General features: G+C 46.5%; 24 protein-coding genes. 5 read left to right on the top strand and 19 right to left on the bottom strand.

Features of this window, described 5'->3' with window-relative positions; all coding sequences use genetic code 11:
• The first annotated feature begins 89 nt into the window (after window positions 1-89).
• The gene (locus tag ACVRYP_RS06225) at window positions 90-953 is read left to right on the top strand and encodes a LysR family transcriptional regulator (RefSeq protein WP_447467877.1); all 864 of its coding nucleotides are present in this window, start codon (window positions 90-92) and stop codon (window positions 951-953) included.
• A 218-nt stretch (window positions 954-1,171) separates the two neighbouring features.
• Window positions 1,172-1,426 (top strand): macro domain-containing protein, encoded by a 255-nt coding sequence (locus tag ACVRYP_RS06220; RefSeq protein WP_447467876.1) that lies wholly within the window; start codon window positions 1,172-1,174, stop codon window positions 1,424-1,426.
• A 66-nt stretch (window positions 1,427-1,492) separates the two neighbouring features.
• Here the strand turns inward: ACVRYP_RS06220 and ACVRYP_RS06215 are convergent, their stop codons facing one another.
• The 9 genes from ACVRYP_RS06215 to ACVRYP_RS06175 form a co-directional block, all read right to left on the bottom strand.
• Window positions 1,493-2,359, bottom strand: coding sequence for an SDR family NAD(P)-dependent oxidoreductase (locus ACVRYP_RS06215; protein ID WP_447467875.1), 867 nt, complete (start codon window positions 2,357-2,359; stop codon window positions 1,493-1,495).
• Between the two features lie 4 nt (window positions 2,360-2,363).
• A complete protein-coding gene (locus ACVRYP_RS06210) occupies window positions 2,364-3,200 on the bottom strand; it encodes an alpha/beta fold hydrolase (protein ID WP_447467874.1) in 837 nt (278 codons plus the stop codon).
• 1 nt (window position 3,201) lies between these two features.
• Window positions 3,202-4,209, bottom strand: coding sequence for an NADP-dependent oxidoreductase (locus tag ACVRYP_RS06205; protein ID WP_447467873.1), 1,008 nt, complete (start codon window positions 4,207-4,209; stop codon window positions 3,202-3,204).
• Between the two features lie 81 nt (window positions 4,210-4,290).
• Window positions 4,291-4,725 carry an Rrf2 family transcriptional regulator gene (locus tag ACVRYP_RS06200; protein WP_447467872.1) on the bottom strand — a complete coding sequence of 145 codons (435 nt, stop codon included), beginning with the start codon at window positions 4,723-4,725 and terminating at the stop codon, window positions 4,291-4,293.
• A gap of 220 nt (window positions 4,726-4,945) precedes the next feature.
• Window positions 4,946-5,989, bottom strand: coding sequence for an LLM class flavin-dependent oxidoreductase (locus tag ACVRYP_RS06195; RefSeq protein WP_447467871.1), 1,044 nt, complete (start codon window positions 5,987-5,989; stop codon window positions 4,946-4,948).
• A gap of 246 nt (window positions 5,990-6,235) precedes the next feature.
• Window positions 6,236-6,649 carry an Ohr family peroxiredoxin gene (locus ACVRYP_RS06190; protein ID WP_447467870.1) on the bottom strand — a complete coding sequence of 138 codons (414 nt, stop codon included), beginning with the start codon at window positions 6,647-6,649 and terminating at the stop codon, window positions 6,236-6,238.
• Window positions 6,650-6,812: 163 nt separating this feature from the next.
• Complete coding sequence (locus ACVRYP_RS06185; RefSeq protein ID WP_447467869.1) at window positions 6,813-7,112, bottom strand: rhodanese-like domain-containing protein; 300 nt, start codon at window positions 7,110-7,112, stop codon at window positions 6,813-6,815.
• Window positions 7,105-8,757, bottom strand: coding sequence for an FAD-dependent oxidoreductase (locus ACVRYP_RS06180; protein WP_447467868.1), 1,653 nt, complete (start codon window positions 8,755-8,757; stop codon window positions 7,105-7,107). The genes ACVRYP_RS06185 and ACVRYP_RS06180 overlap by 8 nt, the downstream gene beginning before the upstream one ends.
• Window position 8,758: 1 nt before the next feature.
• Window positions 8,759-9,091 carry a rhodanese-like domain-containing protein gene (locus ACVRYP_RS06175; RefSeq protein ID WP_447467867.1) on the bottom strand — a complete coding sequence of 111 codons (333 nt, stop codon included), beginning with the start codon at window positions 9,089-9,091 and terminating at the stop codon, window positions 8,759-8,761.
• A gap of 154 nt (window positions 9,092-9,245) precedes the next feature.
• Here ACVRYP_RS06175 and ACVRYP_RS06170 point away from each other — a divergent pair, with 154 nt between their 5' ends.
• Window positions 9,246-9,506: a metal-sensitive transcriptional regulator gene (locus tag ACVRYP_RS06170; RefSeq protein WP_104967803.1), complete on the top strand. Its 261-nt coding sequence runs from the start codon at window positions 9,246-9,248 to the stop codon at window positions 9,504-9,506.
• Between the two features lie 343 nt (window positions 9,507-9,849).
• On the opposite strand, the gene ACVRYP_RS06165 is transcribed toward ACVRYP_RS06170, so the two are convergent.
• From ACVRYP_RS06165 to ACVRYP_RS06125, 9 genes are all read right to left on the bottom strand, one after another.
• Window positions 9,850-10,605, bottom strand: a complete 756-nt coding sequence (locus ACVRYP_RS06165) for a ChbG/HpnK family deacetylase (protein WP_447467866.1) — start codon at window positions 10,603-10,605, stop codon at window positions 9,850-9,852.
• Between the two features lie 18 nt (window positions 10,606-10,623).
• The gene (locus ACVRYP_RS06160) at window positions 10,624-11,463 is read right to left on the bottom strand and encodes a Nif3-like dinuclear metal center hexameric protein (RefSeq protein WP_447467865.1); all 840 of its coding nucleotides are present in this window, start codon (window positions 11,461-11,463) and stop codon (window positions 10,624-10,626) included.
• Between the two features lie 147 nt (window positions 11,464-11,610).
• Window positions 11,611-14,151: a M1 family metallopeptidase gene (locus ACVRYP_RS06155; protein ID WP_447467864.1), complete on the bottom strand. Its 2,541-nt coding sequence runs from the start codon at window positions 14,149-14,151 to the stop codon at window positions 11,611-11,613.
• A 201-nt stretch (window positions 14,152-14,352) separates the two neighbouring features.
• Window positions 14,353-15,588: an arginine deiminase gene (gene arcA / locus ACVRYP_RS06150; RefSeq protein WP_447467863.1), complete on the bottom strand. Its 1,236-nt coding sequence runs from the start codon at window positions 15,586-15,588 to the stop codon at window positions 14,353-14,355.
• A gap of 26 nt (window positions 15,589-15,614) precedes the next feature.
• The gene (gene rsmI / locus ACVRYP_RS06145; protein WP_447467862.1) at window positions 15,615-16,478 is read right to left on the bottom strand and encodes a 16S rRNA (cytidine(1402)-2'-O)-methyltransferase; all 864 of its coding nucleotides are present in this window, start codon (window positions 16,476-16,478) and stop codon (window positions 15,615-15,617) included.
• A 2-nt stretch (window positions 16,479-16,480) separates the two neighbouring features.
• Window positions 16,481-16,810, bottom strand: a complete 330-nt coding sequence (yabA, locus tag ACVRYP_RS06140) for a DNA replication initiation control protein YabA (RefSeq protein WP_447467861.1) — start codon at window positions 16,808-16,810, stop codon at window positions 16,481-16,483.
• A 9-nt stretch (window positions 16,811-16,819) separates the two neighbouring features.
• Window positions 16,820-17,713, bottom strand: coding sequence for a DNA polymerase III subunit delta' (locus ACVRYP_RS06135; protein WP_447467860.1), 894 nt, complete (start codon window positions 17,711-17,713; stop codon window positions 16,820-16,822).
• Window positions 17,710-18,348: a dTMP kinase gene (gene tmk, locus ACVRYP_RS06130; RefSeq protein WP_447467859.1), complete on the bottom strand. Its 639-nt coding sequence runs from the start codon at window positions 18,346-18,348 to the stop codon at window positions 17,710-17,712. Before tmk ends, ACVRYP_RS06135 begins: the two co-directional genes overlap by 4 nt.
• 226 nt (window positions 18,349-18,574) lie before the next feature.
• A complete protein-coding gene (locus ACVRYP_RS06125; RefSeq protein WP_447467919.1) occupies window positions 18,575-19,459 on the bottom strand; it encodes a sodium:solute symporter in 885 nt (294 codons plus the stop codon).
• Between the two features lie 162 nt (window positions 19,460-19,621).
• On the opposite strand from ACVRYP_RS06125, the gene ACVRYP_RS06120 reads away from it, so the two are divergent.
• Both ACVRYP_RS06120 and ACVRYP_RS06115 read left to right on the top strand, forming a co-directional pair.
• Window positions 19,622-20,038 (top strand): GNAT family N-acetyltransferase, encoded by a 417-nt coding sequence (locus ACVRYP_RS06120; protein ID WP_447467858.1) that lies wholly within the window; start codon window positions 19,622-19,624, stop codon window positions 20,036-20,038.
• A 24-nt stretch (window positions 20,039-20,062) separates the two neighbouring features.
• On the top strand, window positions 20,063-21,304 hold the full coding sequence (locus tag ACVRYP_RS06115; RefSeq protein ID WP_447467857.1) for a hydroxymethylglutaryl-CoA reductase, degradative: 1,242 nt from the start codon (window positions 20,063-20,065) through the stop codon (window positions 21,302-21,304).
• Window positions 21,305-21,573: 269 nt separating this feature from the next.
• On the opposite strand, the gene hbs is transcribed toward ACVRYP_RS06115, so the two are convergent.
• Window positions 21,574-21,849, bottom strand: coding sequence for a non-specific DNA-binding protein Hbs (hbs, locus tag ACVRYP_RS06110; RefSeq protein WP_307121485.1), 276 nt, complete (start codon window positions 21,847-21,849; stop codon window positions 21,574-21,576).
• Between the last annotated feature and the right edge of the window lie 33 nt (window positions 21,850-21,882).

Below are 21,882 nucleotides of genomic sequence, written 5' to 3'. Positions count from 1 at the left end.
CCATTATAACCAATAGGTAAATACTTGAAAATGACTTAATAATTATGGTAGTATACTATAAACGTATGCTTGAGAAGGAGGAGTAAGCAATGATTGATAACTATTTATTAGAAGAACTAGTCGCCTTTGAAAAGTTTGGTACTCTGGCAGCTACCGCAAAACACCTCCATGTCACTCAACCGACGGTCACAAGAGGAATGCAAAAGTTGGAAGAAGAGTTAGGAGTAACCCTCTTTAACCGCAAGCCAAATCGTATTTCTCTGACTGAAACAGGACAATTTACAGCCCAACAGGCTAAAAGAATCCTGCAAGCGCAAAAAGAGTTTTTGACTCAGGTTCAGACATTTGACAGTAGTCGCACCAAAACGATTATCGCTAGTGTGGCACCTGGGCCTCTCCTCCTCTTAAATCAGCTTCCTGAATCCAGCACCATTCAACCACTCGAAACCTTTCTTGACCCCAATGTTATGGAAGAAGCACTGCTGACGCATCAGGTGACTTTAGCCATTTCAAACAGAGAACTTGAAACAGACCAACTCTCTTCTATTTATCTTGGAACAGAGCATTTATCCGTCAATGTGGATCGCATGACACTGCCCTCAATCACTGAGGAAGTTTCCTTTTGTGACTTGGCTAATTTGAGCTTTGTGGTTCTCTCGAATATCGGCGTTTGGAAAGACATTATCCAAACGGAAATACCAGATGCAACCTTTCTCTACCAAAACGAGTCCGACAACTTTTCACTTATCTTAGACCATTCGAGTTTTCCTTATTTTGTCACTAATCTGTCGACAGGAGCCAGTCATCATCCAAAAGATACTCGGAGAACGACCCTCAAAATCCGAGATGAAGCTGCTCAGCTGGACTTCTATGCCACCTATCGTAAAGAGGACAAAGCGTCACTACTCCCACTGATCACCGCCTTGCAAAATAGTTGGAGGTATGAGGACTAAAGCAATGATTAAAGCCCTTCCTGCGGGCTTTTTCTTGTTAGTTAATTCATCTGGGATCGCTCATTGGCAATAAAGAACTGAAAACATCCAAAAACTGACCCTTTCGAATCAATTTCAACAATTCTTCTTAAAAAACCACTTACAACCGCCATTTTTTATTGGGTAATTCTGGATCAAAGGACTGGAATTGGACCAAGACATCGACCAGGTAATAAGGAATGATGAGGCTAAGCTGGTGGCCAAATTGGGAAACCAAGACCGGTCTCCAAGCAGCCCTTGACCATGATTTAGAAAGCCTGGCTTTTTGCTGCATCAGTACAGGAGAATTTCGCTTTCCAAAGGAACTAGCGGCTCAAGTCGCTATCAAAACAGTCCGTCTCTTCCAGGCCAAACACCCCCAGCTCACGGTCATCTTTGATGTCTTTACCGATGAGGATTTAGCCATCTACCAAAAAACTTTGAACCTGGTCTAAGACGCCGCTCAGATAAGACGAAACCCACCTTCAGAATCGTTTCTAAAGGTGGGTTTTCTCTTATCGTTAAAGCAAGCTTTCCTTGTAGTCAAAGATTTTTTGGTCGCAATAGGCTAAAAGCGCCTTGGCCTTCTCATCGTTATAGCCCTTATAGGACACGCGCTTTATGGTCTTAGTGTCAAAGTAAGCGCCGCTTATCGCAGCGACCTGATCCGACAGGGCTAAAAAGTAGCCCGTCTCAATCCCCTCATCAAGACTTTGATAGACTGACTTGATCACACGGCTCACGAGCGATTTAGTCTCTTTCTTCTTCCCATTGGTATTGCCCAAATTTGTCGCGATCAGACCAGGATGATAGGCATTGATGGTGATTTTAGAGCCTTCCTGTTTGAATTGCTGGGCTTGGTAGCAGGTTAGCCAAATCAGGTAGAGCTTGGCATTGTTGTAGGCCTGTTTAGCACTGTAATCTTTTTCCATGCCAAAGTCTAGGTCCTTGACAGAGGCAAAATGGTGCATGTAAGACGATGTGTTGATAACACGACCTTCAGGAGCAGTTTCCAACAAGGGCCGTAGTTCTGTCGTTAAGATATAGGGCACCTGAACGGACAGCATAAAGGTATGTTCAATGTTTTCTACAGTGGCTAGACGCTCACTACCTGCAAAGATGCCAGCATTATTGATCAAAACATCGATCCGGTCAAAATCCTGCTGAATCGATGACGCAAAGGCGTAAACATCAGCCATCTTAGAAAAATCCGCTAGATAGGCAGAAAGAGTGGCGTTTGGGGACACATCCATGATCTCTGTTACCGTTGTTTCTAACTTTTGCGGGTTGCGCCCATGGATGATGAGACGATGGCCTTCTGCTGCCAGTTTTTTAGCTAAGTGTTTTCCGATGCCGTCTGTCGCACCAGTAATGATAATGGTCTTCATGGTTTTATTCTCCTAAAAAGAGCTTGACCTCTCGTGAAAATTCTTCTGCGTACTGAAAGATGGAGCCGTGACCAGCATTTGGATAGATGATCAGCTTGCTGTTGGCAATCTTGTCATGCATGTCATAGGAGTTAACCGTTGGGACCTGCCTATCCTCATCTCCATTGACAATCAAGGTGGGCTGCTGAATAAAAGATAGATCATCTTGATTATCCTTTCCCCAACGTTTGATTGCTAGCAGTTGTGTCAGAAAAGCAGGCACAGTTATCTTTTTATCTGCAAAGGCTGTCTGACGCTTGCCCATACGGTTGAGCACGAATTGCGCCTGCCTGCCCCCTTCTTCGTCATGATTGTAAAAAATATAGCGTTTCGGGTCAACCTTTTCAAGACCTGCCTTTAACATGAATTGAAAGGTCTTGCTTGTAACCTTATCGACCCCAAGACCCCCACGAGGAGCGGTTCCGGCTAAAATAAGGTGATACACCAGCGACGGCTTTAGACGAATCACTTCCTGAGCCACCATGCCCCCCATAGAGAGACCTAGGAGGTCGATTTCTGAATAGCCCAATGCCTCCACCATGGCAATGGCCTGCGCAGCCATTTGGGGAATACTCGCTGGCACCCGACCTTGACTAGCACCTACACCTGGTAAGTCAAGCAGGATAAGATGGCGCTCTTCTGCCAATCGGTCAACTAGCAGAGGATCCCACTCATCTAAGGTTGCTGCCAAATGCGTCAGTAAAACCAAGGGACGATCGGCATGCCCCTGTCCTAACTCTCTGTAGGCCAGCAGCTGACCCGAGACCGAAACGAATTGATTCGCCGTTTTTATATAGCTCATCTTATTCCCCCTTCATGGTCAAAACCGTTTTCCCGCTGGAGCGCCCATTAGCAACCTTGTCCAGAGCAGCATTGACCTTTTCAAATGGGTAGACACTATCAATAGACGGTTTGAGTTTAAGACTATCCATGATAGCAGCAATTTCTTGGAGTTGGGCCCCATTGCTCTCCACAAAAATAAAGTCATAGCGGACACCGTATTTTTTAGCCATCTGATCAAAGGTGCGACCAGCAAGGCTAAAGAGAAGTTGCTTCCATGTTGGCAGCTTCATTCGTTTGGCAAAAGCACCATTCGGCATGGCACGGAGCGAGACCAGATGTCCTCCTTTTTTTAGGATAGTCATCTGCTTCTCTGTTTCCTCGCCACCTAGGGTATCAAGGACAAGGTCCACTTCGCTCAGCACTTGGCTATAATCCTCTGTCTGGTAATCGATAAACTGATCTGCACCGAGGGCTAGGACACGCTCCTCATGACTTCCATTGCCATTGGTGATGACGCGCAAGCCTTTGGCCTTAGCAAGGGGAATCGCCATCCCACCAACACCTCCGGTCCCTCCAGAAATAAAGAGGGTTTGGCCAGCCTTGGCCTCCATCAGATCAAGGGCCTGCATGATGGTGAGTCCCGTCAAGGGAACCGCTGCTGCTTCCACATCTGTCAAGTAATCAGGGACATGGGCAAGGGCTGCACTATCGACAGCGACGTACTCCGCAAAGGCGCCGATCGCATCCAAGGGCAAGCGGGCAAAAACACGGTCTCCCTGTTCAAACCCCTGAACGGCTGCGCCGACTTCTTCGATCCGACCAACCAGCTCATTACCAGCTGTTTGGGGCATCTCATAAGGGACGATCATCTTGACATCGCCACGGGAAATCATATTGTCCAGAGGGTTGACACCCGCTGCGCTCACCTTGACCAAAACCTGTGTGGGCGCAATCTGTGGGACATCTAAATCGGTCAGATTAAGCGTGAGGGAGCTTTTGTTATAAGTGGTATGTTGTGCTGCTTTCATGGATTTTTCCTTTTCTAATGGTAATGGTTATACTTGTATCTAATACAGGTATAGGTTGAGCGATTTAAAACACTCTTTTGCTTAAGAGTGTTTGCTTAGACCAGCCTGGTCATAGAGATTGTGGATAACGTCTGCGAGGCTATGGTCTTTTAACTGCTTGGTCAAGGCATCTTCGATGTCTGAAAAGACTGGCGTCAGGGCCTGGTCAATGTGCTTTCCTACCGGGCAATCTTCGTTAGGCGACTGGTGGACCTGAAAGAGCTTGACCTGGCTTACCTCCTGGGTAGCATAGTAAACCTCCAAGAGACTAATCTCTGAAACGGCCTTGGTCAGCTGGTAGCCGACCTTGCCCTGATGGGAGACAATCAGTCCTGCTCCTTTTAAGAGCCCGATGACCTTGCGGATATAGCTGGCATTGGTCCCGACACTTTCCGCTAGAGCCTGAGAGGATAGGGTTTTCTGACTCTCTGAAATCATAGCCAAGATGTGCAGGGCCACAGAGAATTTGGTATCCATTGTACGAATCCTCCTTTCTAACTTGTTCTTGTTTGTGATACAAGTATAACTGATAATGAGAAATTTGTCCAGAGATTGACTCACTTTTTTTAAAAAAGTAGACAGGCAATCCAGAAGATTGATATGAAAAATGATGCTAAAAGCGCCTAATAATGGTTTCTTGGCAGCGTTTAGTATGTGATTGCTAAAGGTCGCTCTCATCTTTAAGCGCTTCTCCTTTCTAGCACCCCTCCTTAATCACTTCCGCCAAAAGCTGATAGGAATAGGCCTGTTTTTCCTGATCGAAAATATACGTGTTAGCCATTAATTCGTCAAAATCTACTTGTTTTTTCATGGCTTGTAGCTGGGCTGTGACAGAGGCTTTACTCCCAACAAAAGAGCCTGCCGTCATTTGGCTGACGGCTTGTTTGACCCGATTCAATGATATCTGAGCATTGAACGACACCGGTCCAAAATGGGGTACTTCTGAGGATGGCAAAATATCTTCCCACACCTCATCGTCTGAATGTTTCGGTGGCTGTAACTTTTGCCCTCTATTAGTCACAATCCCTGCAAAACTCATGGTCTGTGTAGTCGCTAAGCGCTGGGCTTCCTCGTCCGTATCGGCCATAATGACATTGGCACAGAGGATGACATAAGGTTTAGCCAAGGTAGCTGAGGGTTTGAATTCCCTACGGTAAATGGCTACCGCTTGGATCAGCATCCGTGGGGCAAAATGGGCCGCAAAAACATAAGGCAAGCCGAGTTTGGCAGCCAGGTGGGCACTGTCCGTGCTAGAGCCTAAGATAAAAAGTGGCACATCCTGCCCTGCAGCTGGGTAGGCATGAACAGGCAAGGTATCTGCAAAATAGCCTTGCAACTCTTGAATATCTTCCTCAAAATGGGGATTGAGGTTGTCTGTCCGTCTGATGGCACGCGCCGTTTGTTGGTCCGTTCCCGGTGCCCGACCAAGGCCCAAATCGACCCGATCAGGGTAGAGGGTCTCCAGGGTCCCATACTGCTCAGCTACGATGTAAGGCGTGTGGTTAGGGAGCATAACCCCACCAGAGCCTACTCGGATACTCTCTGTATTGGCTAGCGTCTGCTGGATGAGGAGTTGGGTGGCACTGCTGGCGATAGTTTTAGAATTGTGGTGCTCTGCGATCCAATACCGCTCATAGCCCATCCCTTCGACCTTTTGGGCCAAGACCACCAAATCATCCATGGCCTCTTTGAACTCTTGCCCTTCCCGCAACGGGGCTAAGTTTAAGACAGATAGTTTCATCCTGATTCCTCGCTTTCTTTTGGAACATTTTGCTTTAACAAACCACACTAGAGTACTGGTTTCGGGACAGTACTTTACCTTTACTCTGTTTACTATATCACTTTTTGAAATTCTTTTCTCAGCTTTGCTACGGTTTTCAAATAGTGGTTTTGGAACTATTATCCATACCACCCCTACAAAAAGAGACCTGAATCCTTTCGGCATTCGAGGTCTGATTTTTTCTGAGTGTCGTTTAAAAGGGTCGTATTAGACAGCTTTGACTGTGACCTCAATGTTGCCTGCTACTGCGCGTGAGTATGGGCAGACTTTGTGGGCTTCTTCCAGCAAAATTTGTGCTTCATCCAAAGACAAGCCTTCGATGTGGCCTTCGATGTCAACACCGAGCGTCACATCAGGAACTGGGCCTGTGCTCAAGTTGTACATAGACACAGTCGCTGAAACGGTGCTGCTGTTGGTCAACTGTTTGCTAGAGAGAACATAGCTAAGAGCACTGTTAAAGCAACTGCTAAAACCTGCTGCAAACAACTGCTCAGGGTTGGTTGCACCGTCCACCTTTTGCCCTGGCTGAACAATCTGGAATTGGATCGAGTTGTCCGGTGCATGGACTTCACCCGCACGGCCACCTGTGTTGATCATTTTGGTTGAGTAAATTTTCTTCATCGCAGTTCTCCCTAGTTATTGTTTTTTCTATTATAGCAAAAAGATGGCCTCTTGCCTTGAAAAAAATATGGCTAGTTACCTTTCGAGAAAATAATTTTAGAAAAGTCACCCCTATCCAAAAACCGTCAGCCTCAAAGGCAAACGGTTTTCATTGTCACTAAAGTTACTGTTCCAGGTTACCTGTCCAAGCGATGGTACCCCCATCGACATTGGTCACATCATAGCCTTGACCAGCTAAAAATTGGCAAGCTCTAGCGGAGCGTCCCCCTGAATGGCAAATCAGGTGATAAGGCGTGTTCTTGTCTAACTCAGTATAGCGTTCTGCCAGTTCGCTCAGCGGGAGATTTTTAGCGCCAGGCACATGACCAGCTTGGTATTCATCTACTTCACGAACATCAATCAGGGCGAGGGACTGGCTATCAATGGCAGCGACTAAGTCTGCTAGGTCTTGGCTTTTAATCATGAATCAGGTCCTCCGGTTTGACCATTTGGTAGAGGGCATAGGCCCCATCTAAGTTAGCAACCTCAAAGCCTGCTTGCTTGAGGAGGCGTTCTGCCACATAGGAGCGTAGGCCACTATGGCAACTGACGATATAAGATTGGCTCTTATCGAGCTCCCCGAGGCGATCTCGCAATTCATCCAAAGGAATGGCGATGGCATTCGGGAAGCGCCCTGCGGCAAGTTCGCCAGGATTGCGGACATCCAGGAGCACTTTGCCTTTAGCGAGTTCATCCGAGAGGTCGTACCACTGAACGTTGTGACTCAAGCCCTGTGCCAGGTTCATAGCGGCATAGCCGATCATATTGACAGGGTCTTTGGCAGAGCCAAATGGCGGTGCATAGGTGAATTCCAACTCTGGCAAATCGTCAATTGTCAGACCAGCCTTGATGGCCGTTGCCAAAATGTCAATCCGCTTATCAACCCCTTTTTGGCCAACGGCTTGGGCTCCATAGATTGCTCCTGTTTCAGGGTTAAAAATCAACTTGAGGGTAATGCTGGTCGCTCCTGGGTAATACCCCGCATGGTCATTGCCGCTGGTATGGACAACGGCGACTTTATCAAAGGTCTGACGGGCCACACGCTCACTCAGCCCGGTTGAGGCAGCTACCATATCAAAGACACGAACAATAGCTGTCCCGATACTGCCCTTATTCTGAGCAGGAAGCCCAGCAATCACATCTGCTACTTGACGGCCCTGGCGATTGGCAGGACTGGCTAGGGCAATGAGGGTGTCTTCTCCGGTGATTTGCTGTTTAACCACAACGGCATCACCCACAGCATAGATGTCCTCTTGACTGGCCTGATACTGCTCATCAACTAAGATTCCACCGCGAAGGCCAAGCTCAAGACCCGCTGACTCAGCCAAACTGTTTTCAGGTTGCACCCCGACTGATAAAATGGTCAAATCAGATGGCAGACGGCGACCGTCCTCTAAGACAAGGGTCTTGCCTTGGTCTTCAAAAGCTTGCGCTGACTGACCTGTGATGACCGTAATGCCTTGTTTGACCAGCTCGGCTTCCACAAAGGCGGCCATTTCTTGATCCAGAGGTGGTAGAACATGGGGAGCTTTTTCAATAATGGTGACTTCAAGGCCTTTTTTAGCTAAGTTTTCAGCCATTTCCAGTCCGATAAAGCCCGCACCAATCACTGTTGCCACACCTGCTGTTTTTCCTTCTAGCTGAGCCATAATCTGGTCCAAGTCAGGAATACTGCGCAGGGTAAAGACATTCTCAGCCTGATCAAGCCCCGTCATCGGTGGGACAAAGGGTTTGGCACCCGGTGACAGGATTAACTTGTCATAGCTTTCGGTATAGATTTCTGTCTTGGTTTGGACCTTAATCAATTTGTTTTCAGGGTCAATCGAGAGAACCTCAGACTCTGGTCGAACATCCAGATTAAACCGCGCCTTGAGGCGCTCTGGTGTCTGTACCAACAAGCTAGACCGCTCTGCTATTTCCCCAGAAACATGGTAGGGCAAGCCACAGTTGGCAAAGGAAACATAGGGCCCCTTGTCAAACACAATGATTTCAGCGTCTTCCATGAGGCGACGCAAACGCGTTGCAGCAGACATACCGCCAGCAACACCTCCAACAATCAGAATCTTCATCTTACTTTCCTCCTTGTATAGTTCCAGTATAGGCAGACATGCCGCCCTTGACATTAACCACTTGATAGCCCTTCTTTTGAAGGACACGCGCCGCGCGCTTGCTCCTCACACCTGACTGACACAGAACATAATGTACCTGGTCTTTAGTGCCTTGAAAATGTGATAGTTGCTCCAAAGGGACATTGCGAACTCCCTTTATATGCCCCCTCTGGTATTCCTCTTTCGTCCGAACATCTAAAACAACTGACTTAGGTTCTTGTAAAACCCTATCTAAGTCATTGATAGAAATACTTTTCAGCCTATTTTGACAGAGCCGTTGAAACAAACAGATCATGACCACAGTCCTTTCTTATTTGATGGGTAATTCATTGAATACCCCTATGGGTATATTAAAAGAATACCAAATAGTGACCTCTTCGTCAAGAAAAGACTTTCCAATTTGACAAAAATACCCCTAGGACGTATAATGGTCCTAAAGTGAGGTTCCTATGCAAACAGATCAAAAAAATATTCTCAACCGTCTCAAGCGGGCTGAAGGCCAGCTGAGAGGCATCCAAAAAATGATTGAAGACGAACAAGAATGTATTGACATCGTGACCCAGCTGACAGCTGTCCGCTCCAGCATCAACCGCACCCTTGGTCTGGTTATCAGCACCAAGATGCACCAAATCTTTGAAGACCCTGACCAAAAACCAGAGGACTTTGAAGCCAACCTGGAACAGGTCATCGACATGATCATCAAGAAATAAGACATACTAAAACCCTCGCCCACATCTGTGAGCGAGGGCAGATTGAAGACAAAGTCTCTTTTGAAACTTTCCTTAGGTGATAACGGACGGTAGCGACTCCCTTCGGGATTCCAAACCTAAGTTTTGAGCCTAAGGTCTCCAAACTTCCGAGTGCCTGAAACTATTGCGTTTCAGGCACTTTTATCACAGCGGAAAGTTTCGATAATTGCTCGCTTAGCTCGCAAAAGACCAACTCTTTAAATCCTTGGTATAACTTCGTAATGTCCTGTTGACAGAAAAACTAGGGTTTGTCTACGTTCTCACCTCGCCCACAACTGTGCGCAAGGGTTATTTCTCTTTCTGCTTACAAATCCCTATAATCAATCAGCTCAACGCGCTGCTCCTTCAACCACTCTTTGGTGGCAGGAGCGATGAGCATGGCAACTTCCTTAGGCCGAGGTAGGGTCAGGCTGGAATGATCTAGCAGGTCCTGATCGAGGTAACCTGGGTGAAAGACGAAGAGTTCGACCACATCCTCAGTCATCTGACCAACCACCCGCTGAACCATCTCAAGTGGGTCATAGTCTGGCCTCATGCACTCCATATTCATCCGAACCTGAGACTGGCCGATGGTCAAGGGCTGACTGAAATCCAGCGGTAGGCCTGAGTAGGTCAGATCATATTTCTCAGCGATAGCTTCTAAGGCTTTGAAAAAGTTGGCCGAAGCGACCGCATGACCTTCAAAATAGTCTGGTTTTCGTCCGAACAGCTCAATAAACCTCTGGTACTGAGCTTCGACCTCTAGGAGAACCTCCTCATAAACCACGAAGTCCTCAGTCGCCGAACGATAAACTGACGATGACTTGAACATCCCATCCGCTGTGACCAAGCTAGGAATTAACTCAGGATCGGTCAAGGGACGACCACTGCAGATATTGGCATGGACACTAAAGGCAATGTCATAGCCCTTGACCAAGTCCACCCCATGTTGGGTGGCTGGCATATTGACCATAACCCCTTGACTCCTGATTAGGCCATCTCGGATGGCCTTTTCAATCCCATAGTTGACCCCCTCAGAGTAGCCCAGATCATCTGCTCGAAATACTATTTTTTTAGGCATAATATTCCCTTCTATCTTTTATTTTGTAATATAGCCATAGGTATCGCCCACCTTGACAAAGTGGACAGGGACTTGGTGCCCAAGCACAGCAGGAAGGTAGTCAGCCATATAGGCCATGCCAGGTTCTTCCAGGTTGAAATGGCCTGCGCTGATAGCAACCTTGTTCTGCCCCAGGAGACTAGCATCCTTGATGTATTCAGCTAGGGTAAAGTCCACCATCTCCATGGGCAAAATGGCGTCAAAGTCTTCCTGATCGATTTGAATGATGTCCGCATTGGCATCGCCAAAAACATGAAAAGGAATCTTGACACGTCTCACTCGAGTCTCAGGATCTCCAATCACGCGCACCCCGTCAAGGCCAAGCTTGTGAATGAGGTGGCTCGCCAGCTCGCGACCAGAAACCTCAGGGATTTCAAAGAGGGTGGGCATGGGGTGATTGCTGATGTCATAGCCCTCCCAGCCCAGCTGTTTGGCCAAGCCATAAAAGATCCCGTCCTTGTACTCCCCCGTCTCAATCGGCATGCCCGAGTGCACATAGTCATGGCACCGCCAAACGGTCAAGCCATACTGGTCCAGCAGGGCTTTCTTGCCCTCATAAGCCTGAATCCCATTCTCCTGCAACCAGTCCTGATGGTCCCCGTGGTTCCAAAAGAGGGCCTCGTGGCAGATGATGAGATTCGCCCCAAGCGCGTGAGCCTCCTCAATGACCTGAACACTGGGCCAAATACAGGTTACAACACCTGTACAGTCCTTGTCCGTCTGTCCGTAAAGCACCTGGTCCCGCGTCGTCTCTTCTGTGATACCAGGATCCCCTTGATAAAAGGCCTTAATCGTCTCGATTACTTCTGTAATGGTCATGACAACCTCCTTGACGTTGATACCATTAGCATAGCATAAATTGGGAAAAATGTATTATCTCAACTGAACTCCTATAGCCAATATTGAACGCTTATATTTATGACAGTCTAAAAACCAAGCCAGATTCTGACTTGGTTTTTTGCGTTACTAGTTTTGCGCTTCGATGGCTTGATGCACAGCGTCTTTTTCAGTTTCGATCAAGGCAACGCGGGCTGCGATTTCCTTGATACCCATGGAGATGTTGCGGCTGATGGCCATGTCGCTGAGTTGTGGCTCAAAGAAGGCCTTGAACTCTGCCAAGCGCTCAGCTGTCTTGAAGCTATTGGCTGGGTAGATGACAAACTTGTCAAAGCTCATGTCCCCACCGAGGGCTGACTTGATCCAATCCCAGTTCTCACGCGCCCAGGCCCAGACACGTTCTTGGGTAAATGGACGACGAAGGAAGAAGGCATACCACATGGACAAGTCCTGAGGTTTGATGATATCCTTGTCCTTGAAGCTTTCTAGGATGCGGTTGACCGTTTTCTCGCTGTTGGTGCGGGCTAGGGCCAAGGCCAAGTCACGCCGGAAGTTGTTGTCGTTGGTTGCCACATAAGCGTCCAAGTATTGGTCCACCAAGGCGTCTGTCTCGGCATTTTTCATCTGGTTGACAAGGACCAGAGAACGAAGGCTGGCTGGAAGACTGGCAAGATTGTCCTTGTGAGCTTCGTAAAGGGCTGACGCTTTGGCAACAGCATCTGCTTGGTCGGCATAGAGTAATTCACCGAGGACGATTTGACGGATCATTTCATCTTCGTCAGGCTCTCCAGCGACTTTTTCAAAACCGAGACGGGCATAATCAGCACCATAAATCTTGATTAAGAAGTCCTTATAGGCCTTCTCAACAGCACTGCCTTCATCAACAAAACGATGTAAGCTACCACTGATATAGCTAATTCCAGCAGCTACCATGTAGGATTTCTCAGCAGTTAAGCCAGCGATTAGACCAACCAGGTCAGCGGTTGATATATGACCTGCTTCTGCCAACAAACGGCGTTCTTGTAAGACTTGGTGAACGGTTGTTGGGTCCAATTCAGGTAACTCAGCTAAGAGAGCATCGAGCAATTCCCCACGGTAATTTGTAATATAGTGAGCTGTGTTTTCCGTATTGAGGCGGAAGGCACCTGTGTTTGTAGTAGCAAGCTCCCCAAAGTTTGAAACAGTCGTTTCGGCTTCTGTGAGGGTATCTGGAAGACCAGACCAGTTGCTGTTGAGGGGCACTTCCCAGAGACGATCTTTAGCCTCGTGTTCTCCGATAAAGAACTGCTCTTGGCTAAGGCTAAGGGTGTTGTCTGCAACTTTAGCCTGAACAACTGGGTAACCCGGTTGCTCCAGCCATGAGTCCATAAAGCTGGCTACGTCTTTGCCAGAGGTTTGGCTCAGCGCATCCCAAAGATCACGACCAACGGTATTACCATACTGGTGTTTTTCAAAGTAAATCTTGAGACCAGCAGCGAATGCTTCATCGCCTAACCAACGACGAAGCATGTGCATGAGACGGCTTCCTTTGGCATAGACAATGGCTGAATCAAAGAGGGTATTGATCTCATCTGGGTGATTCACTTCGACATGGACAGACTGAACGCCATCTGTTGCATCGCGTTTAAGCGCATGCGGACAACCTGTCGTCTGGAAGTCTTCCATGATATTCCAACTTGGCTCAATGGCATCAATCGCCACATATTCCATCATATTGGCAAAGCTTTCGTTGAGCCAAAGGTCATCCCACCACTGCATGGTCACAAGGTTACCAAACCACTGGTGCGCCAATTCGTGGGCGATGACAAGGGCTACCTGCTGACGGCTGGTTACACTTGAGTTTTCATCGACCAAAAGATAAATTTCACGGTAGGTAATCAAGCCCCAGTTTTCCATAGCCCCTGCTGAAAAGTCAGGAAGGGCCAACTGGTAAGATAGCGGAATCGGGTACTTGACCTTGAAGTAATCCTCGTAGAAATCAATCACACGAACGGCAATATCAAGTGCAAAGTCAAGCGAAGACGCTGGGTGTGCCTTGGTTGCAAAGATTCCCACTTCTGTTCCGCCTTTGGTTTTAGCAAGTTTAGACTGAAGGTCACCAAGACCGAAAGCGAGGAGGTAAGAGGACATACGAGGAGTCGTGTCAAAGGTCCAGATGCCTGTCTCTTTGCGCTCGTCGCTCTTGATTTCTGGCATGTTAGAGAGGGCAATTTCAGTCTCACTCTGGTCAAATTTGACAGAGAAATCAAAGGTTGCCTTGGCTTCTGGCTCGTCCACACAGGGGAAGGCTTCACGAGCAAAATGACTCTCAAACTGGGTTGAGATGACTTCTTTTTTAACACCATCTACTGTATAGTAGGATGGGTAAATGCCTGTCATGTTATCCGTAATTTTCCCAGCAAAATCGAGGGTCAAGACCACGTCACCAGTCACACCAAGGGCGATATGCACTGCTTCATGCTCGTCATCCATGGTGAAGTCAAGCGATTTGTCGCCAGCCTTGACAGAGAGGATATTCAACTCGTGCTGGTGGAGGGACACTTGCTCTGTAACAGCTTCCCCTGTGATGGTCACTTGACCTTTGAAGGTCTTGGACGGGCGGTCAATATCCAAGAAAAGCTTGTAGTTTTCTGGGACAAAGGTTTCGATTAAACGTTGTACTTTTGACATAAGGTCTCCTTTTCATCAGTAAGTTGGGCAATGTTTTTTAATGCAAAAATAACGGAATGTCCTATCCTTTGCGTTAGAAAAAACTTACCACTACTGTCTTCTATTGTATCACAAAAAAATGCTTTGAGGCCAAAAAAATCAGGGTTTGCCTGCTTAAGAAAAGATGGTCTCTTGACTCAGCTTTGCAAACCCTGATGAGTGTTAGGATAATGGTTCCCGCTCAAGTGGCATGGACATACAGCGAGGACCCCCTCGACCTCTGACTAATTCACTGCCTCCTATCTTGATGAGGCGTAAGCCACGGGATTCTAAAATGGTATTGGTAATGGTGTTACGGTTATAGACGACAACAACGCCAGGCGAAATGGTCAAGGTATTGGAGCCATCGTTCCATTGTTCCCGACCTGCTGCGACCCTGTTATCACCTCCACAGCGGATGAGGTCTACTTGCGGAAGATTGAGATGTCGGGCTAAAAGTGTGGCCAAGTCGCAGTCTTCTTCAACGATTGAGAGTTCGCCATCTTCTATAGTTAATGTATAGAGCCTGAGATCTTGTTCAATTTCAGGATGAATGGTGAACTTATCCCTATCAACCATGGTAAAGACCGTGTCCAAGTGCATGAATTTTCGGTTATTAGCAATCTCAAATGCAATAACAGTCTTAAAACCAAGACCTTCTTGGTGACAATTTTGCAAGAGTTTTTCAATGGAGGCAGCATCTGTCCGCTGGGAAATCCCAATAGCCAGAAGGTCTTCTGACAGCACTAAGATATCCCCACCTTCAATCCGTGTGCGTTCCTCGCGTGAATAAACCAAGGGGACCCCTTGCCCATAGATGGGATGGTGGGTAAAAATGTATTTCCCGTATAAGGTTTCACGGTTTCGCGTGTCAGTATACATCCGATTGAGAGAAACCCCTTTTCCAAGAGTCGCAAAGGGATCGCGCGTAAAGTAAAGGTTAGGCATAGGATCCACAGCAAAGGGATAATGAGACTCAACAAAGTCTGTTAGCCCCTTTTTCTCCAATGGAATATCAGGTAATTCGACCTTTTGAATACCGGCCATCGTCTTATCGACCAACTGACGATTATCTGGTATCGCAAGCAAGAAGGTTCGAATAGCATCTTGCATGGCTTGGCTACGGATATGAGCCTCCGCTATGTATTCTTCGATAAACTGTTGTCTAATCTCAGGTGTAGTCAAAGATTCCGCTGCCAAGTCTTCTAGATAGAGAACTTCCACGCCTTCGTCTCTTAGGGCTTGCGCAAACTGATCGTGCTCTCTTTGAGCTTCTTCTAAAAAAGGAATATCATCAAACAATAACCGCTCCAAATAATCCGGCATGAGATTGTCGATTTCCTTGCCCGGACGGTGCAGCATCACCTTTTTTAATCGGCCAATTTCTGAGCTAACCTGAATCGGAGTGGTATTTCGCATAGACAAGTCCTTTCTAGTTATCCTGGTTAAAAGCCGTGAAATGCTTGATAGACATTCTGCCGTTCTAAGCCATAACGTTTGGCAACAGCCTTGATGGCCTGATTTGGTTTTTGCCCGTCATCGATAAGCGTCTGAACAGCCTGAGGGATATCCAGATCGTCCTGACTTTGCTCGGTGTGGTCAGAGCTATTGCCTGAAACAATTAACAAGCATTCCCCCTTTAGCGGGGTTTCCGCAAGGTAGAGGAGCAATTCAGAGATAGGCCCTCTCTGATACTCTTCATAAATCTTGGTCAATTCCCTAACGATAACCACCTGACGGTCCCCATAGACAGCCTGCATATTGGTCAGCGTGTCTGAAACACGGTAGGGTGACTCGTAAAATATCTGAGTTTCTGGATAAGTTTTCTTGCTTTCAAAAAACTGTCGTTGTTGACCCGCTTTGCGGGGCAAAAACCCATAGAAAACATGGGGCTGGGGCGCAAGACCAGAGGCGATCAGAGCTGTAATGCCTGCTGAAGCACCAGGTAAGGCCACCACCGGAATCTCTTCAGCAATGGCAGCCTTGACCAGATCATGCCCAGGATCTGAAATGGACGGAAGGCCAGCATCCGAAACCTGAGCAACAGATTTGCCCTCTTTGAGGAGGGCCAGAATGTCAGGTATTCTAGCTATGGCGTTATGCTCATGAAAGACTATTTGTTTAGTCTCAATCCCATAGTGCTTTAATAAAATACCTGTATTTCGCGTGTCCTCTGCTGCAATGATATCCACTGCTTTCAAGATTTCGACACTGCGAAAGGTCATATCCGCCAGATGACCGATCGGTGTAGCGACGAGGTATAGGGTACCATAAGGCGTTTCGCCTTTAAAAGAGCGTTGTATTTGCATGGTTACACATCTTCCCGATAAATGACTTCCAAACACATCAAACAAGGCTCATCATTATCTCGTCTTTGTCCGAAAAAATCTTTGCAGATATGAAAGCCTTCGTCATAATTCTTTTCAATCACACTGGTATTGCGTTGTCGTTTTTTAGAGACATCCACCGAGCTCTCCTCTTGAAACAAACGTTCTCTCAGTTTGTCATTTTCAAGCCTTAAAGCTGTATTTTCTTGGGCCAATTCTTGTAAATGAACCTTGATGGACTCTACTTCTGCTAAGGTCTGCATGAGGTCCTGTGAAAAAGTGTCTAAAGCATTAAATAAATCGCGTTTGTCCATATACCCCCCTTACGTTCTAGCTTCTAAAACCATATACTCTAAAGCATTTTGCAAACTAACGTTTGCCTGCCACATGTCTTTTGCCCTTAAGAGTTGGCTAAGCCCATCTTGTGCCGCTGTTGACGGTAACGCTTGAGCCAACAAGAGGGTCAATAAATCCAAAACCAAGGCCTGTCCTGCCTTATCGTCAATAAGCTGGCATAACTTAGCCGTTAAGAGATAATCTTGTCCATCTTGAGCAAGATAGCTCTTAACCCACTGGTCAGCGACACTCATCAGCGTTGGAAATTGTTGCCCTTTGTTCAGATTTAAGGCCTGCTCCGTCGAAAAAGATATCGCTGCTAAAAGCTGTGCTTGGGTCTTCAAAACTCCGGCTTGTTCTAGTTCTTCTCTCATTAATTCTTCATTTTTAGGAAAATGAACTATCTGGCAGCGGCTTTTTATAGTAGGAAGAATCCGTTCTTCTTGGTCACTGATTAGAAAAATATTGACCTTACTCTGTGGCTCTTCAATAAATTTCAACAAGCTGTTAGCAGCATTGACATGAAGCTTATCAGCCCCTTCAATGATTAATACCTGATGATCCGTCTCAAAGCCTGACTGTGAGAAATCTTGCATGACCTCTCGAACCAAGTCTGTCTTAATGACCTGATTGGTCGGGGCTAGGCGTTTAACATCCGAAAACGTCCCCGCTTCAATTAACCGGCAATTGCGACACTCTTGGCAAGGTAAGCCTTCTTTAAGGTCTTGACAATAAAGGGCCTGTGCCAAAAAGAGAGCCATCTCTAAGCTCGCAAAGTTCCCTAAAAAGAGATAGGCATGCGCCAACCGACCTGTCTGTACTATCTGTTGAAATTCTGAAAATACCTTTGGTTGCTGTTTTTTTAGATCTTCTATTTTCATAAGGAGTCCTTAAAGAATCGGTCTTCAATAATGGTCCAAGCATCGGAAACAACTTGATCTAACGGCTGGCTAGCATCAACAAGGACAAAGCGTTTGGGATTCTTTTCTAAAATAGACAGATAACCTTGTCGCACACGCTCATGAAGGTCAATTCCCTCAAGGTCCAAACGGTTCACCTCATGCCCACGGGTTTTGGCAATCCTATCTAATCCAAGCTTGACATCGATATCAAAATAAAGGGTGAGATCAGGAACCAAGCCATCAGTCGCAAACTGGTTTAACCAATCCACATCTGAAGGATTCAGGCCTCGACCAAAGCCTTGATATGCTACAGAGGAATCAATAAAGCGATCTACAAGCACGATTTGACCAGCTGCAAGAGCTGGCAAGACCCGTTCTTTGAGGTGTTGACGTCGCGCAGCGATGTATAAGAGCAGTTCTGTCTTGTCGTCCATGTTGGTGTGTTTGGTATCTAAGATGACCTCTCGAATTTTTTCAGCAATGGGGACACCGCCTGGTTCGCGAGTCATAGTAACATCACCATAAGCACGTAGTTTGGGGAGAAGCTCCGCTACGACACTCGTTTTTCCTGCCCCTTCTGGGCCTTCTACTGAGATTAATAATCCTCTAGTCATCATATTTCCTCTTGATAATCGTCTTTTTAGTGTTAGGCTCTGTGAACATTTAAGGCAGATCCTTATCGGGCCTAGATAGACTTGCTTATTCTGATCCTGATGGCTCTCAGCAAGTTATTCTAGTACCTCTTCACAACATGTCAAGACAGGCTCTTAACACATTCTCCCTTTTATTGTACCATTTCACAGGCCGTTTGACCCTAAAAAGCTGTTCTGATGTCAGGAATTAAAAGCTTCGTTTGACCAGAGAAGCCCTCAGCAGCATTCCGCCAGTATAGAGAGCAATAAAGACAACCAATAGTTTTAAATGGTTGACATCTAACTGAGTCAAGAACATTGCGGCTGTTAGCACACCTAAAATCCCTCCGACAATAATGCCTAAAACCCCAGGCCAATGGACCCGGTCAGATTGAATAAAAGATTTGGCTCCTGCAACCATGATCAGCGCAGCATTTAACATCATGACCGGTAAGGCGACAGCAGGATTAATCCCCATCAATGAAAAGAAAATCAACTCTGGCGCATAATTGCCTAGCCCCATGGTCATTAAGAGTCCGACACAAAAATCAAAGACCATCCCGATAATCAGCTTGATTCCTCTCAAGCCTTGGACTGATTCAGACAACCCTTCTCCAGGATTAGTAATGAGCCGATAAACCATGATGATGGCCGCGATGATAAGCAAGGCCCCCAAGATTTTTTGGACCCGACGGGTATCCCAGGATTTGGTCATTCTTGCTCCGACCAAAGCACCAGAAAAGGCCGACAAGGACATGCAAATGAGGGTCGTCATGTCAACTTTCACAATGGTAATAAAGCACAGTGCCTCTACGATAACTGGGATAACATGGGCTGTGGTCAAGGTCGCTGGAATTTTACGATCATCCTCAACCAGACGAGTCGCCTTAAATAGGGCTGTGGTTGTCGCAAAGGTACCAATTCCCAAAGTATCCAGCAAATCCGTGACATAACCAATGAAAAATCCTGTCCAAAACCGTTCCTTTAGGTTAATCTTATGGGCTAGCACATGGGTTCTAATCAGTAGAACGACCCATATAATCAAGCCAATCAAAAGTAATTGTATACTTCTTAATATCAGTTCATTTGTCATTTTATCATTGTATGTCAAATCTCTTATTTTGTAAAGGTAAAATTGAGCAGTGACAGGTCTAAAAAAGAGGTTTATTCCCCTATTTTTCACCGTTAAAAAGGATAGTATTCTTTCTCTTTTCAAGCATCAAGATGTGTTATAATAACAGCAAGGAGAACTACCATGATTATTAAACCCTTTAACTATAAGGATGAAAGCAAACCTGTCAAGGACCTCTATAGAGCTGTTGGATGGTCCACTTATTTGCAAGACGCCAGTCTCTTAGCACCAGCCTTTGACCAGTCGTTACTCGTCCTAGGGGCTTTTGTTGAAGATCAGCTGGTGGGCTTTATTCGTTGTGTCGGAGACGGCCAACATATCGTTCTAATCCAAGATTTACTGGTTGACCCTGACTATCAAAAACAGGGCATTGGTCGCCAGTTGTTGCAAACCGTTTGGGAGACGTATGCCCATATTCGCATGCTCCAGCTCAACACGGATCTCTATGATACCACGGCGAATGCTTTCTACCAATCCATCGGTATGGTTCCCATCTCAGAAGGGCAAATGATTTCCTACTATAGGAAACCAACTCCCTAACTCAATGATTACAAAGGAGTTTTTATGTCTTCATATAGCGGCTTTCATAAAAAAACACGCCAAGAACGGATCGACTTGCTGAAAAAGGGGCTTTCAGAAGAATCCTACCTTACCCTAAACCAGGACGATAATCTTCCTGAGAGCACTGCAGGTCAAATGGCTGAAAACCATGTCGGTACCTTTGCTCTACCCATGAGTGTCGTTCCCGAATTTTTCCTTAATGGCCAGTTTTACCATATTCCCTTGGTCACAGAGGAGCCCTCTGTTGTTGCTGCCCTCAATTACGCCAATAAACTCATTGGAAAATCAGGCGGTTTTAAGGCAGAAATACACGAGCGCCTCATGATTGGTCAAGTGGCTCTCTATGAGGTGACAGATTTAGCTGAAGCCCTCTTTCAACTCCAGCAACACCAGAACGATATCTTGACCATTGCCAATGAAGCTCATCCCTCTATCGTTGCGCGAGGTGGCGGTGCTAGGTATCTCACAACCGAAGTCAAGGGTGAATTTCTCATCGTCTATCTCCACACAGATGTCCAAGAAGCCATGGGTGCTAATATTCTTAATACCATGCTCGAGGCCATCAAAGGTTACCTCACCCAGTTAACTGGCGGACAAGCCCTCATGGCTATATTATCAAACTACGCAACAGACGCACTAGTTACCGCTAGCTGCCAAATCGATCCTGCAACTCTACCCGGTGGCATCGAAACAGCTAACCGAATCGCTCTGGCGAGTCGCCTAGCACAGATTGATCCCTACAGGGCAACAACCCACAATAAGGGTATTTTCAATGGTATTGACGCTATTGTTCTAGCGACAGGAAATGATTGGCGAGCCATTGAAGCCGGTAGTCATGCCTATGCGTGTCAAGACGGCCAATACCGAGGGCTTGCCAAGTGGGAAATGACCGATGGTTACCTGATCGGTCAACTGACGCTTCCTATGCCGATTGCCACTGTTGGTGGCTCCATCGGCCTTAATCCAAAGGTTAAGGCAGCCTTTGACCTCCTCAATCATCCAGATGCTAAAACCTTAGCTGGTCTTGTCGTTGCAACGGGCCTTTGCCAAAACTTTGCGGCTCTCAGGGCTCTTGTAACAACGGGAATCCAAGCGGGTCACATGAAACTCCAAGCCAAGTCCCTAGCCATGCTTGCTGGAGCTGAAGGAGACGAAATTGAACAAGTTGCCCAACACCTGCGGCAAAGCCAGCATACCAACCTAGCCCAAGCTAAAGCTATCCTAGAAGACCTGCGACAAGGTTAACTGAAATTATATTCCCCGTCAAATGATGAATTGCTTTGACGGGTTTTTTCTATCAAGCGGATTTAGTCTAAACCCTATGGATCGTATTGGCCATGCCGATTCTAAGACGACTATTCAAATCTATACCCATGTAACCAAAAAGATGAAGACAAACATCGCCGAAATCATGGAAAACTACTGATTTCATGCCCCAAAAATGCCCCAAAACATATAAAAAAGCCCATTGCACAGGCTATAAAGCTTGATACAATAGGCTTTTTCTTATTGAATTACTTAACTGCGTCTTTAAGAGCTTTACCAGCTTTGAATGCTGGAACTTTTGAAGCAGCGATAGTGATTTCTTTACCAGTTTGTGGGTTGCGACCTTTACGGGCAGCGCGCTCACGTACTTCAAAGTTACCAAAGCCGATCAATTGAACTTTTTCACCAGCTGCAAGGTAATCTGATACTGAAGCAAATACTGCATCTACTGCTGCAGATGAATCTTTCTTAGTCAAACCTGTAGCTTCTGCTACTTTTGCAATCAAATCTTGTTTATTAGCCATTGTGCTAAATCCTCCAAAAATTATTGATGAGCT

It is taken from the genome of Streptococcus rifensis (assembly GCF_053203525.1).
The sequence above is the reverse complement of the archived record's forward strand: the minus strand, read 5'-3'. Positions and strand labels throughout refer to the sequence as shown.

Excerpts from the sequence above, each read along its gene's own strand:
- ACVRYP_RS06225 (WP_447467877.1), top strand. The coding sequence starts at position 90 with ATGATTGATAACTATTTATTAGAAGAACTAGTCGCCTTTGAAAAGTTT.
- ACVRYP_RS06220 (WP_447467876.1), top strand. The coding sequence starts at position 1,172 with ATGATGAGGCTAAGCTGGTGGCCAAATTGGGAAACCAAGACCGGTCTC.
- ACVRYP_RS06215 (WP_447467875.1), bottom strand. The coding sequence starts at position 2,359 with ATGAAGACCATTATCATTACTGGTGCGACAGACGGCATCGGAAAACAC.
- ACVRYP_RS06210 (WP_447467874.1), bottom strand. The coding sequence starts at position 3,200 with ATGAGCTATATAAAAACGGCGAATCAATTCGTTTCGGTCTCGGGTCAG.
- ACVRYP_RS06205 (WP_447467873.1), bottom strand. The coding sequence starts at position 4,209 with ATGAAAGCAGCACAACATACCACTTATAACAAAAGCTCCCTCACGCTT.
- ACVRYP_RS06200 (WP_447467872.1), bottom strand. The coding sequence starts at position 4,725 with ATGGATACCAAATTCTCTGTGGCCCTGCACATCTTGGCTATGATTTCA.
- ACVRYP_RS06195 (WP_447467871.1), bottom strand. The coding sequence starts at position 5,989 with ATGAAACTATCTGTCTTAAACTTAGCCCCGTTGCGGGAAGGGCAAGAG.
- ACVRYP_RS06190 (WP_447467870.1), bottom strand. The coding sequence starts at position 6,649 with ATGAAGAAAATTTACTCAACCAAAATGATCAACACAGGTGGCCGTGCG.
- ACVRYP_RS06185 (WP_447467869.1), bottom strand. The coding sequence starts at position 7,112 with ATGATTAAAAGCCAAGACCTAGCAGACTTAGTCGCTGCCATTGATAGC.
- ACVRYP_RS06180 (WP_447467868.1), bottom strand. The coding sequence starts at position 8,757 with ATGAAGATTCTGATTGTTGGAGGTGTTGCTGGCGGTATGTCTGCTGCA.
- ACVRYP_RS06175 (WP_447467867.1), bottom strand. The coding sequence starts at position 9,091 with ATGATCTGTTTGTTTCAACGGCTCTGTCAAAATAGGCTGAAAAGTATT.
- ACVRYP_RS06170 (WP_104967803.1), top strand. The coding sequence starts at position 9,246 with ATGCAAACAGATCAAAAAAATATTCTCAACCGTCTCAAGCGGGCTGAA.
- ACVRYP_RS06165 (WP_447467866.1), bottom strand. The coding sequence starts at position 10,605 with ATGCCTAAAAAAATAGTATTTCGAGCAGATGATCTGGGCTACTCTGAG.
- ACVRYP_RS06160 (WP_447467865.1), bottom strand. The coding sequence starts at position 11,463 with ATGACCATTACAGAAGTAATCGAGACGATTAAGGCCTTTTATCAAGGG.
- ACVRYP_RS06155 (WP_447467864.1), bottom strand. The coding sequence starts at position 14,151 with ATGTCAAAAGTACAACGTTTAATCGAAACCTTTGTCCCAGAAAACTAC.
- arcA (WP_447467863.1), bottom strand. The coding sequence starts at position 15,588 with ATGCGAAATACCACTCCGATTCAGGTTAGCTCAGAAATTGGCCGATTA.
- rsmI (WP_447467862.1), bottom strand. The coding sequence starts at position 16,478 with ATGCAAATACAACGCTCTTTTAAAGGCGAAACGCCTTATGGTACCCTA.
- yabA (WP_447467861.1), bottom strand. The coding sequence starts at position 16,810 with ATGGACAAACGCGATTTATTTAATGCTTTAGACACTTTTTCACAGGAC.
- ACVRYP_RS06135 (WP_447467860.1), bottom strand. The coding sequence starts at position 17,713 with ATGAAAATAGAAGATCTAAAAAAACAGCAACCAAAGGTATTTTCAGAA.
- tmk (WP_447467859.1), bottom strand. The coding sequence starts at position 18,348 with ATGACTAGAGGATTATTAATCTCAGTAGAAGGCCCAGAAGGGGCAGGA.
- ACVRYP_RS06125 (WP_447467919.1), bottom strand. The coding sequence starts at position 19,459 with ATGACAAATGAACTGATATTAAGAAGTATACAATTACTTTTGATTGGC.
- ACVRYP_RS06120 (WP_447467858.1), top strand. The coding sequence starts at position 19,622 with ATGATTATTAAACCCTTTAACTATAAGGATGAAAGCAAACCTGTCAAG.
- ACVRYP_RS06115 (WP_447467857.1), top strand. The coding sequence starts at position 20,063 with ATGTCTTCATATAGCGGCTTTCATAAAAAAACACGCCAAGAACGGATC.
- hbs (WP_307121485.1), bottom strand. The coding sequence starts at position 21,849 with ATGGCTAATAAACAAGATTTGATTGCAAAAGTAGCAGAAGCTACAGGT.